The organism is Citrifermentans bremense (assembly GCF_014218275.1).
Taxonomy (GTDB): Bacteria; Desulfobacterota; Desulfuromonadia; order Geobacterales; family Geobacteraceae; genus Geomonas; species Geomonas pelophila.
Window position 1 is genome coordinate 2,759,357 of record NZ_AP023213.1, and the last position, 16,740, is coordinate 2,776,096.

The window sequence follows — 16,740 nt, forward strand, 5'->3', positions numbered from 1 at the left end:
CTATCTCCTAAATGGCACGGTACAGCCCCGTCCGCTCCATGGCGCGTTTGGCGTAGTAGCCGAGCGTCTCGGTGAGGGAGGTGTAGTAGGCCCTGGTGTTGCAGTTGCGGCAGATCGCCAGGCGCCCTTCGCGCTGGGCGGCCAGGAATTCACGGTGGCGCCGGTTGCCCCAGATGGCGTCCAGGCTCTCGCAGGTCAGGTTCCCCAGGACGTAGCTGCGGAAAAAGGGGCAGGGAACCACGTCGCCGTTGGGGTTGATAGTGAGCACGGTGCTCGCGACCCGGCAATGGCAAAGGGGGTATTCACCGTAGAGGAAGGTGCGGTCGGTGGTGCTGTAGTAGGTGCGCCAGTTCACGTAGAAGGGGTAGCTGCGGCTTCTGACCTCACGGATCATCTCCCGCATCTCGGCCAGATCCTCGGGCGACATGAGGTGGGAATTGCCGTCGGAGGAGGCGAAGTAAGGCTCGGGGAGCTTGCCGTCGAGCCTGGAGGCGGCGACGTTGGCAGACGAGAATTCCCCCAAAGGCCGCGGGTAGACCGCCTGAACCGGAAAGCCCCGCAGGAATTCCAGGAGCTTCGGGAAGTTCCTGAAATTGAGGCTGGAGAGGGTGGTGCAGATCACGATGTAGGGGCGCTCCGCGCAGCCGCGCACGTCCGAGAAATGCTGGAGCGCCTGCGCCACCTTGGAAAAGCCCCCCGGCACCCCGCGCACCCGGTCGTGCATCTCGTCGACGTCGTCGATGGAGAGGTAGACCGTCCCCAACCCCGCTCCCACCAGCCGCTCCACGGCCTCGCGGTCGCAGAGGTTCGCGTTGGTCGGGAAATAGGTGGCGATCCCGCTTTCGGTCAGGCGCCCGGTGAGGTCGAAGATGACCTCCTTTCGAAGTAGCGCGTCGCCGCCGAAGATCTCGAAGGAGCGGATGCCGTAGTCAGCCAGCCCCGGCACCAGCTCCAACCACTGCTCGCGGCTAAGTTCCGCCACGCCGCTTCCCTCGCGCTGCCAGATCGTGCAGGTCCTGCAGCAGCTGGTGCAGCGATAGGTGAGAAAGGCGATGCAGTCAAGCGCCTGCACGCGCTTGTGGTGGCGCTCCCGCAAAAGTTCCGCGGCAAGCTCGCGATAGGCCCCGATGAGAAGCTTCATCGTCCCCTCCCCCCGTTTCCCTTGCCTGTTTCAAGCTGGACCAGTTCGATCTGCGACGGGTCGGCAACCCCGAGCCCAAGGGCCGCCGCCTTGGCTATGTACTCGGGCCTGGGCGCAACCGGAGGGAGAGCGTGCTCCTTTCTGAGAGCATCGATCATGCGCCAGCCGGTGGCGTCGATCGCCACGGTGTCGCAAGAAACGAGGACCTTGTTCACCCGCACCACATTGCTTTGGTTGCGGCCGTTCACCCACTTGTACTCACCGAAGATGGCGTCCATCAAGATGAGCCTCGTCTTGTTCTTTATCTCCGGCTGCGAGTTGATGAGCGGTATGTGATCCATGATGTCCTTGTGGTGCTCCCCCGGGTTGCCGATGGAGCCGTAATGGTTCTTCATGCTGAGGGTCACCCCGCAGTAGCCGTCCAAGGCCTTCAGCACCGGGACGTTGATCAGGTAGTCGCAGTCCCAGCGCCCGGGGGCACCGTGCAGGGCGTTGGCGACGAGGTTCGCGACGCTATACTCGTGTCCGCCGGTGAGCAGGTTCGCCATCCTATGGTACAAGATCCTGGAATAGCCACCGAAATCAGCCACCTTCCCCACCTTGACCCCGGCTCCCAGGTTGCGCCTGAAGCCCGCCAGTTGAAAGGCGTTGTCGGTCATGTCGTAGACGAGGATGTTGTCCGCGGGAACACCGGCGAGCATCAGCCCCTCCAGGACCGGCTGCACCACCTTCGCCTTAGTGAAGATCCCCTTTATCTGGCAGTTCACCTTGACCGCGACCCGCTTGGAGGGGTCGGGGATCACCTTTTTCCAGGCGCTTTTAAGATCGGCGGCGCCGGTGAAGGCAATGACCCCCTGGTTCACCATCCGTCTGACCGTTTCCTGGTCCAGGTCCGCGTTGTCGAGACCCGGACCGGGAGAGGCCCCGGCATCGTGCACCACCACCACTCTGCTCCTCTTGCCGGCGGGGACGGCCTGGGCGGCCTCCCCCCTGCCACCTGCCGCAAGAACGAGCATGGCTGTCAACATCTTCAGAAATGCGCGACGCCCCATGGAGATCCAGAACATGCTACCTCCCCTGCGGAGGGAACACCCCCCGCATCAATGGGAGCACCGCCTGGTCCCGCCGGTCGCGGTCGGCGAGGTACTCCCGCATTACCCCTTCCTCGGTCGCCTGCCATGCCCTTGCCAGCACTTCCGGGGTCACCATGGAGGAGAGGTAGAGCCGGCCTCGCTCTTCCAGTGGATAGCGCTTAACCTCCCCGGCGGCGACCCCTGCCACGGCGCTCGCCATCATCTCGACCCCCAGGCGGACCACCTTGACGTAAAGCGATTCGGGGTCGTCGTCCGCCCCGAGTTCCGGGCGCCCCTGGTGCACGATGTCGCCGTCGTCGATATCCGGGGTGACGAAGTGCACCGTCGCCCCGACGTACTCCGGCTCGTGGTTCACCACGGCCCAAAGCGTGGTCCAGACCCCCCGGTAGCGCTGGGCCAGCCCGCCATGCAGGTTGAGGGTTCCCAGGCGCGGCACCGAGAGGATCTCCTTCTTCAGGATGGAGCAGCCGCAAAGGACCAGGAGGTCGGGCTCCAACCGCCGCACCCGCTCCACGGTCTCCGGGCGGTTCAGCACCCCTTTCCCCGAGAGCTCGACCAGCTGGCACCCGGGGGGAAGTTGCAGTTGGTACCCCTCCTCGCCGAACCCCTCCCGGTCGATGAGGGCGGTCCTGCGGACATGCTCCGCGATGATCCGCTGGCCGCGCAGGTGCTCCGGGAGTTTCCAGGGGCTTAACAGCCGGCGCACCGTTCTGCGCAGGCGGGGGCCAAGCGGTGCAGCCGCCTGGTCCTCCACCACGACAGCCACGGCACTAAAGCGCCGGGCCAGTTGGTTGGCAAAGAAGAGGTCGGAGGGATCCGTCGAAACCACCAGTACCACCCGCAGATCTTTCATCCCTTTCTCCTTAACAGGTCGCGCACCTGGCGCAGAAGCGGTATCAGCGACGTGGCGTAAAAAGAGCAAACCCTTGAATACGGCTCGGAGTTGAACAGCTGCAACTGGACCAGTTCCCGGGCCTGATCGCTCCAGCGCTTCTTGTAGGGGTCGATGCTCCCCCCGAAATCGAAGCGGGCGACCCCCTGCGGATCATCGTAGATCTCCCTGAGCAGCTCCATCTCCAGGAAGGCGCCGGGAGAAAGGCCGGCAAATTCCTCGTCGAAGGAGGCTCTCAGTGCGTGCTCTTTGCCGAAGCCGCACAGATGGAACTCGAAGGCTGCCGGGCGGCCGTCCAGAAAAAGGAGCCAGACGCGCAGCCCCCCCTCGCGGGCCGCCTCCCGGGCCAGGTCCTCGAAGAAGGCACGGTTCGCCGGCGTCGCCAGGGAGTCCCCCTGCGCATGGGTCCAGCTGCGGGAGGCGACCTGACAGATGGCCTCCCGGTGCTCGAGGAACTCCTTCCAGCTCGCCACCCGCACCACTTCTAGGCGAGCGGTGCGCTCAAGGCTGTTTTTCACGTTGCGCAGGGTCTTGCGCACTCTTTGGCTGCGCCCGGCATGGAACGCCTGCCACCCCCCCGAGATCTCCAGGTAGGGGGAGGCATAGACGCTGCGCAGGTGGTGCTTCAGCCCGCCATTTACCAGCAGCTTCAGGGCTGCGGCCAGGTTCGGCGAGTCTCCAGGCATCCGGTATAGGTGGACCAGGTCCCACTCCCGCCGGTTCCGGTCCAGGTATCTGAAAAGCTCCGCCAGGCACTCCCCGCGCTCGGCCTCTCCGACCAGCAGGTCGTTGTGAAGCGTGTTTCCGTTTTCCGGAAAGCAGAGGCAGCGTACCGGAAGGCCGTAAAGGGAAAAGCGCCGCCGCATCAGCGGCGCGATGGCGAGCGTCCGTCCCTCGCGGCGCAGCACCAAAAGGTGCAACTCGGCGTCGCCTGCGTAATGCCGCCACCAGCAGTCGAGCCAATAGTGGCTCAGAAACACGGAGGCCCCTTCGCCTGACCGCGCCAGGAGCAGGTCCCACTCGGGTTTCAACTCCAGAAACCGGCCGTGGTTGGAGACGACCTCTATGTCAATCGCAGATGCAGCCAACTCGCTTCCTCCGCGCGGAGTTTCACTCCTGTATGCCCCTCAAACGCCATTTCCTGAACGGGCAGAACACCCCAGCCGTGTTGAGCCTGAAATAGTCGGGATGGGAACTCCCGTCGTTTCCGGCAGGGATCCTCGAGATCGCCATCCGGTTTCCCGCGTGGAGGTCGAAAAGCTCCTCGCAGGTGCTGAAGGCACAGAGGTAGCCGCGGCAGTGGAGGTATTCCAGGTGGCTTGGGTAAAAGTCGACCCCGGGGCGTCCGTTGGGGAAGCAGAAACTCTCCGCCTCCACCCCCAGTTGCTCGGCGAACTTCATCCGGGGGGCTAGAACCTCCTCCTCCAGCTCGTGCTCCTTCAGCTCCGAAAGGATGCGGTGCGTCGCCGTATGCACCCCGAAGCCTATCAACCCCGAGCGCGCCATCTCACGCACCTGGTCCCAGTCGAGCAGGCCGAAATCGTCCAGATGCCGCTCGCGTTCCAGGGGGATTCTGCTGCGCAGATACTTCAGTAGCCTTTGGCGCTTTTCACGGCCGCAGCGCTTGGCGTACTCGACACAGGCGACGTACGCCTGCCAGACGTCTCCCCCAAGGTAATGCCCCTGAGCCCCAGGGCCTGGCAGTTCCAGCTCTGCGCCAAGCGCCGCCCCCTCGCGGATCAACAGGTAGAGCTCGTCGAACCAGAACATCTCGCTCTCCCCGATCATGTCGATGGTGAGGAAGATGGCGGCGGGGATCCCCATCTCCTTGAGCACCGGATAGGCGACGGAGTAGTTGTTTTTCAACCCGTCGTCAAAGGTGATCAGTGCGGAGCGCTCCGGCAGGGGCTCCCCCTGGTCCAGCGCCCGGACAACCTGCTGCAGGGTGACGAACCGGTAGTGCTTGCTTAAAAACTCGAGCTGGCTACGGAACACCGGCAGTGGTAGCTGGGTCCAGACCGGGGGCTGGTAGCTCTGCCGGGTGACGCCGTGGTACATGACCACCAGGAGCCGGTCCCGGTTCAGGTGACGAAAAAGCACGTCGGCACAGGAAACGACGAGCGCCTTGGTCAGAGCTTTTTTAACCATTTCCCGGACAGCTTCCATGTCTCACCCCGAGCCGGCTAAAGCCGTGACTTCAGCCAGGCCAGCTCCCTTTCAAGCGTGGTTTCCCGAAGCGCATCCCCCAGTTCCCGGGCAATCCTGGCCGCGACGGCCGCCCCCGACACCTTGGGGGTCCCCGCGCCGGCGGGGGGGACGGGTTCTTCATCCAAACCCTGCAGGTCAGGCCCATCTTTCAGCGCGGCGGCGATCCAGCCGTTTTGCAGCATGAGCGCCACCGGCCGCGTGCAGCTGCTGGTGGGGAAGCGCTCCAGGTCGATAAGGGCCTCATCCAGCAGGCGCCGCGCCTTCTCCAGGAACGCCAGGCCCCTCTGCCTCCCCGCATAGCGGGCGGCATGGTACAAGACGACGCATTTTCTGAGTTCCTGCGCGGCCCAGGTCTCGTTCGGGTACTCCAGAAGCTCGGTCCGCCGCAGGTAGGGGAACTCGTTTTGTTCCATCCACTCCGTGTAGGCCAATAGCCCCGCCCGGGCCAAGGCGAAAGCTTCGTCCCGCTCGTTAAGCTCGCTCTTTTTGTCCAGAAACTTCGCCACCGCCCCCAGGAGCACCGTGTAGGACCAAGCCAGTTCCGGGTTTCCCAGCCCGCGCGCATCGATGTCGTCCATCGGGTGCAGCGAGCCCCTGATCAGCTTCTCGGCCCGGGCGAGGTAGACCCGGTCCCCGGAGAGCTCGAAGGCGTCAAGACATGCGGTGAGCGCGTTTCCGGTCCCCCTGGTGAAGGGATAGCGCGGGAAGAGGCTCCCCTTGCCGTAGCGCAAAAGCGACAGGTAGCGAAGCGACCTCTTCGCCGTCGCTAGCAGCAGCCTGGGACCGGCTAGCGCGCCGTAGCACCAGTCGGCAAGGGTCAGCACGGCATCCCGGAAATCGGCCTCCCCGGTCAGGTAATAGTGCAGCATGAGCCCGGTGGTGTAGCAGTGCTCGGCGGCAGGCCCCCCTCCCCAGTAGCGGGGGTCCTTCACCCCCAGGTGCAGCTTCGAGTAGGTGCGGTGGGTCGCGTTTCCGGCGCTGATGTAGTGGTCCGTGTGCCAGAAGAGCCCGCCGTTGTACTCCTCCCGGTCCTCGCCGGTATGGTAGATGTCGATGTCGAGCACGTGGCGGGCCAGGTCCGAGGCGAGCTCCCCCCAGCGCGGGTCGCCCGTGGCGAGGAACTTGCGGTACAGCCCGGCGCAGACGTCGTACTGGTTGTTGTAATGGGAGACGAAGGGATCCGTCCCCTGGTGGTAGACCGCCTCGTGGTCCGCGTAGATGTCCCCGAAGTCGCGCCAGCCGTATTCGTCGATCGCCTCGCGCCGCTCGAAGAGCGCCTGTGGCCCGGGGAGGAACCGGTCCACCAAATCGCCGGCGGCAGGCGGGAGATCCTTGAGGAAACCTGAGGCCTGCACCGTCTCCGGGGCGGGATAAAGCGCAAGCGGCAAGGCTAGCGGCGCCAAGTCCTCCGGGGTGCAGCAGAAGTCCAGCCAGAAGGAACTGGTGCTCCGCTCCCCTCCCTGCAACTCGTGCGGCTGACTGCACTCGGGGAAGAGCGAGAGGCAAAGCCCCGCGGTCCCGGCCGCGACTGACTTGGGGAATTCCTGCCAGAAGCGGGGTAAGAGCGCCCCGATCCCCTCCGAACCGATGCCGCACCAGACAAGCGGCGTCGCCCTTTTCCCCTCCAGCAACAGCTCGTCCCCCTCCAGCAGCCGGTACCCCCCCTGGACCGTGCTTCCCCCGCTGGAAAGCTGGGAAAGCGACAGCGAAGCGCCGCTTTTCGGCAGGACCCGTCTCCCCCCCTGCTCCGGCATCACCAGGCGCTCACCGGGGCGCTCAAGGGGAAGCTCGAAGGAGAGTCCGCGGAAAAGGAAGGAGCCGGCGTCACCTAGATCCCACAGCCCGCCGTCGTGGCGTGCCCTTTGCGGGTTGTGCAGGGTGAGTTCCAGGCGGCAGAGGCTTTTGCCGGCGAAGAAGTGGAGCCGGCAGCAAAAGCGCGCCGCGGCGGCGAAGGAGCCGTCCAGCCGCAGCGTCGCCCGCAGCGCCCCGAAGCTCTCCAGGGTGATCTGCTCGATGGTTCCCGGCAGATCCTCGCCGGCGCGGCCAACCAGGCGGCAACGCCCGGCGCCGGAAGCGGCTACCTCCTCCCGCTGCACCTGGAGGAAGGGGCGGAGCGTCCTCGCATCGATCCGAAAGCGGGACGTTCCGGTATCGACCTGCCAGCTCTCCTCTCCGGGCGTCACGCACAACCGGGATGCCGAACCGGGAGCCGGAGGCTCCCCTGGCGCCAGACGGTAACGGAGCTCCGCCTGCGCCGAGATGCTGGCTGCGAAGTCGCAGAGAAGCCATTGCACGGTGCCGTCTTTCCAGCGGCTCAACACCTGCATCTGTGACGGGACCGGCTCATCTGCCGCGTCCTTCAGGCACATGGCACCCGGATCGGCCAGCTCCCCCTTGGCAAAGGGGACCGAGACCCGCACCGGCTCGGCCGTCCTCGCCACTCCGGCTCTCTCCCTGACTACGATCTCCTTAACCTGCATATCAGGGCTCCCCCATCGCCGCTGCCGGGTCCGGGAGTTCCCCGCTGCCGGCAAACCAGTGGTAGTAATCCTCCATGAGGCGCACCCGCCGCGCGAAGGAGAAATGCCCTTCGATCCGCTCGCGGCATTCCCGCGCGCAGCGCTCCCTCAACTTGGGGCTTTCAAGCAGCTCCAGCACCCGCCGCGCCAGTTCCTGCGCGTCTCCGGCCGGCGCCAGGTACCCCCCCTCGCCGTCGTAGAGGAGCTCCGGGATCCCCCCGACGTTGGTGGAGACAGAGGGTATCCCCAAGGCCATCGCCTCAAGGAGCGTGTTGGGGAGCCCTTCGGTGACAGAGGTCATCAGGAAGACGTCGAGGGAGACGTAGACGTCGCGCAGGTCGTTTCGGTGTCCGGTGAAATGCACCACCTCCTCGAGCCCCAGACGCGCCACTTCGCGCCGCGCCCGGTCCAGCTCGTCGCCGTAGCCGTCACCGACGATCACGAAGCGCACCCTGGGAAGCTTCTGTGACACGCGCCTGGCCACTTCGTAGAAGGTATCCAGGTCCTTCTCCGGGGTGATGCGGGCCACGGTCCCCACCAGAAGCCCCCCCTCCCCTATCCCGAGTTCCCGGCGCAGTACCGGCGTGCTCCCGGCGCGCCGCCAGACCGAGGTGTCGATGCCGTTATGCAGCACCGCGACTGCGGACTCGTCCAGACCGTTCGTGACCAGCCGGTCGCGGGTGTCGTTGGAGACGGCGATGACCGGCCACAGGTAATGCTGCATCAGCCAGATCTGCAGCCTCTGGCGGGCCCGGAACTTGAGGTAGCCGGCAAGCGACGAGAAATCCTCACGCTTGAGCATGGCGTGGGAGTGGCAGGTGTAGAGGATGCGCAGCCCCGGGCGCATCAGCCTCAGGATGAACGCGTAGAGAAGCGTCTTGTCGTCGTGGGCGTGCACCAGCTCCAGCTGGTGCCGGTCCAATAGCGCCGCCAGCCCGCGCAGGCAGGCGAAGTCGAGGGTGCTGCCGTCGCAGAGGTCGACGTAGTCGATGCCGAGCTTTTTGGCCATCTCCGGGATCTGGAACTCGTGGTCGCCGGGCTGGCGCAGGTAGGTCACCAGCACGTAGACCCGCGCCGGGTCGTGCTGCGCCGCGGAGTTAAGAACCGTCTTGTCCGGCCCTCCCCCACCCTTGTAGGTTCCCCGCAGGTCCATCACCCGCGGCACCCCCTGTGTCGGTCTCGGTTCCATCATTCGATCCTTCCGTCGGGGTGTTTCAGGCGGCAGGGGGCGCCAAGGGCCGTGGTTCCGGCCGGCATGCTCCTGGTCACCACGGTGTTCGCCCCCACCACGCAGTTGTCTCCTATCTCTATGGGGCCGATGATCTTCGCCCCGGCGCCGATCAGGACGTTGTCCCCTATCCTGGCTGCGCCCCCGCTCCCCCCGCGGTCGCCGATGGTCACCCCCTGGTACAGGGTGCAGTTGTGGCCGATCTGGACCGTTGGGTGGAAGATGATCCCGCCGAAGTGGTGGATGCGGAACCCCTCCCCGATGCGGCAGCTGGCCGGTATCGAGATCCCAGCGGTTATCTCGATGAAGCGCTCGCAGAAAAAGCGCAGCGGCTGCCCGGACCACCCTTTTTGCTGCAGCCAGTGGAAAAAGCGGTAGACGAGGATGGCCTGGAACCCTTGGGAGAGGAGACCCGCCACGAGCGTCCTCGCGGAGGCGTTGCCGTCCGGGTCGAGCCGGGCCAGGTCCTTGCTGATCAGTTCGAACATGCTGCACCTCCCTGGTACTGCTGGTGCCAGAGCGCCAGCATCAAAAGGCTCCAAAGGAGCGTCCCGTGCCGGGCGCGGTCCTGCTGGTGCTCCTCCCAGACCCGCCTCACCACGTTGAGGGAGAGGTACTGCGACAGGGTCGGGTCATCCAGGAGGCGGCTTTCCGCAAACTCCCTCAGATCGGTTTTGAACCAGGCATCAAGCGGCACGGTGAACCCCTGCTTCGGGCGATTCAGCACGCTTTCGGGGAGCAGGCGCCCGAAGGTCTTCCTGAGGATGATCTTTTTCTCCCCGCCGTCGATCTTCCAGCGGGAGGGAAGCCTCGCGGCGAACTCGACGATCCGGTAGTCGAGAAACGGCGCCCTCACCTCGAGCGAATGCGCCATGCTCATCCGGTCGACCTTGACGAGGATATCGCCTGGGAGGTAGCTCTTCAAGTCGGTGTAGAGCATTGCGGTGACGTGATCGGCCCCCTGCATCCGGCTGAAGTAGCGCGTGGTCTGGCCGGCGGGGTCGTAACCGGCGCAGGCGCGCCGGAAGGGTTCCGACAGAAGCTCAGCCAAAAGGTCGTCCTCCACGAAGGTGTTGGTCCGGTAGTAGGCCGCAGCAGGCTCCAGGAGCGCACTCCGGGTGAGGGAGCGGGCCTTTCGGAACAGCGGGTGCTGCACGGCCCCTGCGGCCTTGCCGACGAGGGAGAGGAGCGCCTTGGGGACAGCGCGCCGCGTCAGGTCCTCCTTCAGCTCGATGGCGTACTTCTCATACCCGGCGAAACTCTCGTCGCCGCCGTCTCCCGCCAGCGCCACGGTCACCGACTGCCGCGCCAGGCGCGAGACGTGGTAGGTGGGGAGCGCCGAGGAGTCGGCGAACGGCTCATCGAAATAGCGCGGCAGGAGCGCCACCGTCCCCGCCAGGTCGGCGCTGACGCGGTACTCCTTGTGCTCGGTGTTAAAAAGCCGGGCCACCTCGCGAGCGTAGGGGGTCTCGTCGTGGCGCTTGTCGTCGAAGCCGATGGAGCAGGTTTTCACCGGCTCACGCGCCGCGCGCGCCATGAGGGCCACCACCGCGCTGGAATCGACCCCGCCGGAAAGAAAGGCGCCCAGCGGCACGTCGGCGATCATGCGGCAGGCCGTCGCCTTTTGCAGCAGCTCCAAAAGCTCTTCTTCCGCCTCCTCCTGGTCGAGGCCGGGAGCACTCCCGAACTCCACGTCCCAGTACTCGCTGATCCTTGGCTCCTCCCCTGCCCTAAGCTCCAGGTAGTGCGCGGGGGGAAGCTTGTAGAGCTGCCGGTAGATGGTCTTCGGGGCCGGGATGTAGAGGTACTTCAGGTAGTCGGCAACCGCAGTCGGCTCGACGCGCCGCTCCACCCCTGGGACCTCGAGGAGCGACTTGATCTCTGAGGCGAAGGCGATCCGGTCGCCGCCGGCGTGGTAGTAGTACAAAGGCTTCTTGCCGATCCGGTCCCGGGCCAGAAGGAGCATCTTACTCTCCCGGTCCCAAAGGGCAAGGGCGAACATCCCGTTCAGGCGTTTGAGCGAGGCCACCCCTTCGCGCGCGTAGAGGGCGAGTATCACTTCGGTGTCGGTTCTGGTCCGGAAGGGAACGCCTTCCCGCTCCAGTTCCCCGCGCAACTCCAGGAAGTTGTAGATTTCGCCGTTGAAGACAATGACGTACCTTCCGTCCAGGGAGTGCATCGGCTGGTTCCCCTGGGGGGAGAGGTCGAGGATGCTGAGCCTTCTGTGGGAAAGCCCGACCTCGTCGTCCAGGAATTCGCCCGAGGCGTCGGGGCCGCGGTGACTGATCACCTCGCCCATGCGCCGTAAAAGGCGCGCGTCCCCCTCGGGGCAAAGGGACCTGAAGAAGCCGGCTATGCCGCACATCAGGCGACTCCCCCGCGCCAGGTAACCTTCTGCCTGCCGGTAACGCCGCGGTACCCACCCAAAAGCGATGCGGCCATCAGCATGTAGAAGTAGTGGCAAAGCGAGGCGATCTTGACCGACTTGAGCCTCGGGAAGAACTGCACCAACAGCGCCAGCACCAGGGCCGCCAAAAGCACTGCCAGCACCAGGGCGAAACTGGAGGAGGCATGGCGCAGCTGGATCTGCACGAGCACTGCGACCAGGGCCAGGAGCAGGTAGCCGCTCACCCAGCGCAGCAGCTTGTGCGAGACGAAGCAGAACATGAGCAGCGGCTGGGAAAGCCTGGGAGTAACCATCCCGCGCAAAAGGCACTGGTAGCCGCCTGCGATGATCCTCACCTTGCGGCGGAATTCGCCCACTATCTCAAGGAGGTTCTCCTCGAAACCTAACGCCTCCTTCTCGTGCAGCACCAGGTGCCCCTGGCGGGCTATGTCCATCGCGATCACCAGGTCGTCCAGGATGGTGTCGGGGCTTGGGGGGGTGAAAAGCTTTCTGCGGATGGCGTACATGGCACCGTCGGCGCCGATGAGGGCGCCAAGCCTTCCCTCCAACTCCTGGATCAGATGCTCGATGGAGTAGTACGATTTCTCGGCGGCGCTGTAGCTCAGGGTGTCGTTTAAAAGCACCACCTTCCCGGAAACCGCCCCGACGCCCGGGTCGGCGAAATTGCGCACCAGCTTCCTGACGGCGCTGGGCATGTAGTAGACGTTGGCATCGGAGAGGACCACGATCTCCGAGTCGACCATCCGCATGGCGTCGTTCAGGGCGGAGATCTTGCCGCGGTTCACCGGGAACGAGATGAGCTCCACCCCCTGATCCAGGTAGCGGGAGACGATCTCGTCGGTTCCGTCCTGGGACCCGTCCGAGGCGACCAGGATACGCAGCCGGTCGCCGGGGTACTGAAGCTCGAGCGAGTTCTGGATCTTCCTTTCGATCACCTTCGCCTCGTTGTAGGCGACCACCAGCAGGGTCACGGTCGGGGTGTAGCTTTCGTCGCGCGCCGGTTCCCTGCCCGAGAAGCGCGACAAGGGCAGGAGAAGGAGCTGGTAGCCGACGAAGGTATGAACCAGCAGCAGCATCAGCAGGATGGCGGCTGCGCCCAGGTACTCCTCGTCCAGCGCCAGCCCGCTTGCCGTCACAACGAGCAGCCCAGCCGCGCAGAAAAAGGTCAGGCGCGGCAGAAGCGGCGCCGGTGCTGGTGCCCTCTCCCCCTCTCGTACCGTGCTCCAGGTGACGATGGTCCGTCCCATCAGGCGGTAAAAGACGCCGAGGGCGGAGGCGGCGTTCACCAGCACGAAGTAGTAGGGAAGCAGCAGCGGGAGGGGGAGCCGCCAGAAACGGTTCAGGAGTGCGCCGAGCATGGAGAGAATCGCGCCCACAACAGTCAAGGTCAGCAAGACCTCCCCGGTGAGGGAGCCAGGGTGCAGCAGCAGGTCCAGCAACAGCAAGGCGAAGAACAGGCAGATGAAGTAAGGGGACAACCAGCGCAAGACCTTGTGCGAGACGAGCTGCCAGGCGAAGGTGCCGGTGACCAGCGGGTTGGCCGCCTGCGGCACCCGAAGAAAGCCGCTGAAGCTGCGGTTCACGATGCGCACCTTGCGGGAGAACTCCTTGTGGAACTCGCCTGCGGGGTGCTCCGTGCACCAGGCCTCCTCGTCGAAAATGCCGCGGTACCCCTTGGCGACGATCTGCAGAGGGTTGACGAAGTCGTTGATGTCCTCTTCCCTGAGGGGGTCGTAGAGCGAGCGGCGGATGGCGTAGATGGCCCCGTCCCCTCCGACCACGGAGGAAAAGGCGGATTCCCAGCGCTTCAGCATCACCTCGAGGTCCCAGTAGGTCCCTTCGCTGCCGCCTGCGGCACTGACGGTCTCCTCCACGTAGCGGGCGCAGCCGACGACGTACCCTATGGAGGGATCGGCGAAATGCCGCACCAGGCGACGGATGGCCATGGCGTCGTAGATGGCGTTGGCATCGGAGAAGACGACCATCTCGCTCTCCACCCCGGCAAGGGCGGTGTTGAGGGCCGAGGTCTTCCCCCGGCGCTCCTTTGCCCTGAGGAGCTTCACCCCTTGCTCAGCGAAACGGAGCACTTCGGCATCGGTCCCGTCGTTGGAGCAGTCGGACACGACCAGTATGGATAGCTTCTCCGGCGGGTAATCGAGGGCGAGCGAGTTTTCCAGCTTGGCCCCGATCACCGCCGCTTCGTTGTAGGCGGAGATGACCAGGGTGACCGTGGGGAGGTAACCGTCGTCGAACCGATGGGGGGTGGGAAAGAAGCGCGCCAGAAGGCAGAGGAGCATCGGGTACCCCAGGTAGATGTATCCCAGGAGCAAAAGCAGCGCCATCATGATGATTTCGGTCCAGGCCATCATGGTTGCCTCAGCATCGCCATGCCGCGTGCCAGGTAATAGACGTTCAAAAGAAGGTATATCTGGGGCACGTGGCGCGGAGACTTGCGGTAGTACCTGGCCAGGGAAACGAAGAGCAGGAACGCCTGCCAGGCGAGGAAAAGCGCAGCAAGAAAAACGGGGGGCGCATCCCCCAGGGGGACGCGGAGCAAGACGGCAAGCGGCAGGGAAAAAAGCGCCAGGCAGTGCAGCACCGGCAAAATGACGCTGGGGAGCTCCCCGGTCTTTATCCCGTGACGGAAAACGCCTTTCAGGTTCCCAATGCCCCGCCACCTCTCCTTGCGGAAGAAGTGGGCCACGGTGCGCGCTTCCCCGTGGTGGTAGGCCACCAGCCGTGAGTCGGCGTACACCTTACCCAGCGCCTTGAGCCTCAGCGAGATGTCGTAGTCCTCGCAGGTCGCGAGCTCCTCGTCGAAGCCGCGGCAGCGGGAAAAGGCCTCCCGCCTGACGAACATGTTCATCGACTCGAGCCAGGCGGTCTCCCCCAGTTCTTCCTTCTTCCTGCGCACCTGGTACCAGGCCTTTTGCACCCAGGTCGCGTCGGGCGGGACCTGAGGGGGGCTGCCGAAACAGACGATCTCTTCTGCGTCAAGGTACCTTGAGGCCGCACCGAGCCACGAGGGATCCACCGTGCAGTCGGCGTCCATGAAGGCGAGGATTTCGCCCTTGGCCATGGAAGCCCCGAAGTTGCGCAGCCCCGAGATGGTGAGCTCCGGCTGCAGGTAGACCTTGGCCCCTTTCTGGGCGGCGATAAGCGGGGTGTCGTCGCTGGAGCCGTTGTCGACCACGATCACCTCGTACTGCGCCGGGTCCCAGTCGACCTGGAAGATGGAGTCGAGGCAGCGCCCGATGTTCTCCCTTTCATTTTTTGCCGGTATGATCACGGAGAATTGCATGGACCCTCACGGGATGTTGCGCACGATGGCGGGGCCGATCAGCCGGGTGAAACGCACCGGCAGCCGCTTCCAGATCGCGATGGCGGCCTGGAACTTAGGGTTCTTGGGGTTCAACTCGGGAAGCGCCTTCCCCTCTTCCAGCAGGTACTGCCAGTAAAGCTGCACCGGCTCCGCCCCCCACTGCTTCTTGAAGTTGTAGGTCCCCTCGTTGGGGGTGGACCGCCCGAAGTCCAAGAAAGCGCACCCCTCAGAGATGGCCAGGCGGATCGACTCCCAGTAGAGGAGGTTGTTGGGGCAAAGCGGCTTGTACTCGGCGATGGAGGAGGCCCAGGGCATCTCCATGGTCTCTTTGTAGCGGGACAAGATCCCCGCGGCGACCACCTTCCCTTCCAGTTGCACCGCCGCGATGCGCGTGGTCTGAGGGAGCGAGCCGAGGACGCTGGCGAAGAACCCCTTGCCATACACCGGCGTCCCCAGGTCGCGCATGTTGCGGGCGAAGACGTCGTAGAAGCCGTCCAAGAGCTCTAAGCCGCCGGTCCGGAAGGAAAGCCCGCTTTTCTGCGCCTTGCGGATCTGGTTCCTGAGCTTCGCGTTGAACTTAGCCCACTGCTGGTCCGGGTCCGCGCTGAGCGAAAGCACCATGGTCACCTTGTGCTCCCGGGTGGGGAGCCCCTCGATGCCGCTTCCCAGGTGGCGCAGTTCCACATGTTCAGCGCCGCAGCACCGGCGCAGCTCTTCCGCCGCACCCAGAAGGGGCTCGACGCACCCGGGGTCCCGGCAGAGGAGCCCCCCGTAGTTCACGAAGGGGACCGACACCAGGAAGTTGCCGAAGAGGGCGCTCTTCATCTGCACCAGCGGGAGCACCCCGGCTACCTCCCCGCCCGGATCCAGCGCCGCGAGGAAGTGGGTCGGGTGCCCGAAACTCTCGCGTATGATCTTCCCCCAGGCGCTCAGGTGGTAGCAGGTCGCCGCCGGCATGGAGTCGACGTAGGCATCCCAGCGGGAGGGGTCGAGTTCTTGTGTGACGCGGTAGCCTGGCATCTCGCTCCTTTTAGAGCCCCAGCACCTGGCTCATCGTGCCGTAACGGACCCCCTTGAGCAGGTAGCGGAGCTTCTCCTCGGTCCTTTCGAGGTTGTTGTAGTGCCGAAAGCGCGACTTCCACCCCGCCTTGATGCGCGGCTGTCCCGGGTCGATCTCCCAGGGGTGCAGGTAAAGGACGCAGGGCTTTTGCTCCACCCGGTTGATCCGGTCGATGCCCCACTTGATGAGCGCCACCGGCAAAAGCCTCAGGTACCCCCCCCCGGCGATGGGAAGCTGCACGCTCTTTCCCGCTAACTTCAGGGGAAGCGTCGTAAGCGGGAACTCCTGCAGCGTTCCCGCCGGGCGCCGCACGAGGTAAGGAAACCTGGGGGCGTCGGGTATCCCGTAGGTGTCGTGATAGACCGGGAAGACGCTGGAATCGAAGCTGAACCCCGCCTCCAGGAGGAGATCGAAAGCCCAAAGCGACTCCCTGGTGATCGAATAGGTCGGGGCGCGGTACCCCCGGACGGCGCTCCCCGTTATATCCTCGAGCACCTCCTTGGCCCTGCGGATGTCGTCGCGGAACGCCTGAGGCCCGATCCGGAAGATGAGCTGGTGCCCGTAGCCGTGGCTTGCCACCTCGTGGCCGCGGGCCTGGATCTCCCGTACCGTGCGCGGAACGCGCTCCGCCACCCACCCCAAGACGAAGAACGTCGCCTTGACCTGGTACTCGTCCAAAAGATCGAGCAGACGCGCCACATTGTCGGCTACCCGCAGGGGATAGTGGTCCCAGCACTCACGGGGGATGTACGGCTCGAAGGCGTTTACCTGGAAGTAGTCCTCGACGTCTATGGTGAGCGCGTTCAGCACTGTTCACCTCCCGGGCGCAATGGCGGCGCGGTCTGTTGATCCGGATCAGGCAGGAAGCT

At 64.9% G+C, this 16,740-nt stretch carries 13 protein-coding genes; all 13 read right to left on the reverse strand.

Going from position 1 to position 16,740, the window contains the following annotated elements; translation table 11 throughout:
* Window positions 1-7: 7 nt before the first annotated feature.
* From GEOBRER4_RS12115 to GEOBRER4_RS12175, 13 genes are read right to left on the reverse strand one after another with little or no spacing between them, the layout of a single operon-like run.
* A complete protein-coding gene (locus GEOBRER4_RS12115) occupies window positions 8-1,141 on the reverse strand; it encodes a radical SAM/SPASM domain-containing protein (RefSeq protein WP_185242509.1) in 1,134 nt (377 codons plus the stop codon).
* Window positions 1,138-2,208, reverse strand: coding sequence for a DUF362 domain-containing protein (locus tag GEOBRER4_RS12120; protein WP_185242510.1), 1,071 nt, complete (start codon window positions 2,206-2,208; stop codon window positions 1,138-1,140). The genes GEOBRER4_RS12115 and GEOBRER4_RS12120 overlap by 4 nt, the downstream gene beginning before the upstream one ends.
* 1 nt (window position 2,209) lies before the next feature.
* The gene (locus GEOBRER4_RS12125) at window positions 2,210-3,088 is read right to left on the reverse strand and encodes a formyl transferase (protein ID WP_185242511.1); all 879 of its coding nucleotides are present in this window, start codon (window positions 3,086-3,088) and stop codon (window positions 2,210-2,212) included.
* A complete protein-coding gene (locus GEOBRER4_RS12130; RefSeq protein WP_185242512.1) occupies window positions 3,085-4,215 on the reverse strand; it encodes a GNAT family N-acetyltransferase in 1,131 nt (376 codons plus the stop codon). Before GEOBRER4_RS12130 ends, GEOBRER4_RS12125 begins: the two co-directional genes overlap by 4 nt.
* Before the next feature lie 22 nt (window positions 4,216-4,237).
* Window positions 4,238-5,293, reverse strand: coding sequence for a polysaccharide deacetylase family protein (locus GEOBRER4_RS12135; RefSeq protein WP_185242513.1), 1,056 nt, complete (start codon window positions 5,291-5,293; stop codon window positions 4,238-4,240).
* Between the two features lie 17 nt (window positions 5,294-5,310).
* Window positions 5,311-7,815 (reverse strand): RIFT barrel domain-containing protein, encoded by a 2,505-nt coding sequence (locus GEOBRER4_RS12140; RefSeq protein WP_185242514.1) that lies wholly within the window; start codon window positions 7,813-7,815, stop codon window positions 5,311-5,313.
* Between the two features lies 1 nt (window position 7,816).
* Entirely contained in the window at window positions 7,817-9,046 is a 1,230-nt protein-coding gene (locus GEOBRER4_RS12145) for a glycosyltransferase family 4 protein (protein WP_185242515.1), read from the reverse strand.
* Window positions 9,043-9,570, reverse strand: coding sequence for a serine O-acetyltransferase (locus GEOBRER4_RS12150; protein ID WP_185242516.1), 528 nt, complete (start codon window positions 9,568-9,570; stop codon window positions 9,043-9,045). The genes GEOBRER4_RS12145 and GEOBRER4_RS12150 overlap by 4 nt, the downstream gene beginning before the upstream one ends.
* Window positions 9,558-11,447, reverse strand: a complete 1,890-nt coding sequence (asnB, locus tag GEOBRER4_RS12155; RefSeq protein WP_185242517.1) for an asparagine synthase (glutamine-hydrolyzing) — start codon at window positions 11,445-11,447, stop codon at window positions 9,558-9,560. Before asnB ends, GEOBRER4_RS12150 begins: the two co-directional genes overlap by 13 nt.
* Window positions 11,447-13,858 (reverse strand): glycosyltransferase family 2 protein, encoded by a 2,412-nt coding sequence (locus GEOBRER4_RS12160; RefSeq protein ID WP_226377774.1) that lies wholly within the window; start codon window positions 13,856-13,858, stop codon window positions 11,447-11,449. The genes asnB and GEOBRER4_RS12160 overlap by 1 nt, the downstream gene beginning before the upstream one ends.
* Window positions 13,855-14,790, reverse strand: a complete 936-nt coding sequence (locus GEOBRER4_RS12165; protein WP_185242518.1) for a glycosyltransferase — start codon at window positions 14,788-14,790, stop codon at window positions 13,855-13,857. Before GEOBRER4_RS12165 ends, GEOBRER4_RS12160 begins: the two co-directional genes overlap by 4 nt.
* A gap of 6 nt (window positions 14,791-14,796) precedes the next feature.
* Window positions 14,797-15,831: a FemAB family XrtA/PEP-CTERM system-associated protein gene (locus GEOBRER4_RS12170; RefSeq protein ID WP_185242519.1), complete on the reverse strand. Its 1,035-nt coding sequence runs from the start codon at window positions 15,829-15,831 to the stop codon at window positions 14,797-14,799.
* Between the two features lie 10 nt (window positions 15,832-15,841).
* Window positions 15,842-16,681, reverse strand: coding sequence for an XrtA system polysaccharide deacetylase (locus GEOBRER4_RS12175; RefSeq protein ID WP_185242520.1), 840 nt, complete (start codon window positions 16,679-16,681; stop codon window positions 15,842-15,844).
* Window positions 16,682-16,740: the final 59 nt, after the last annotated feature.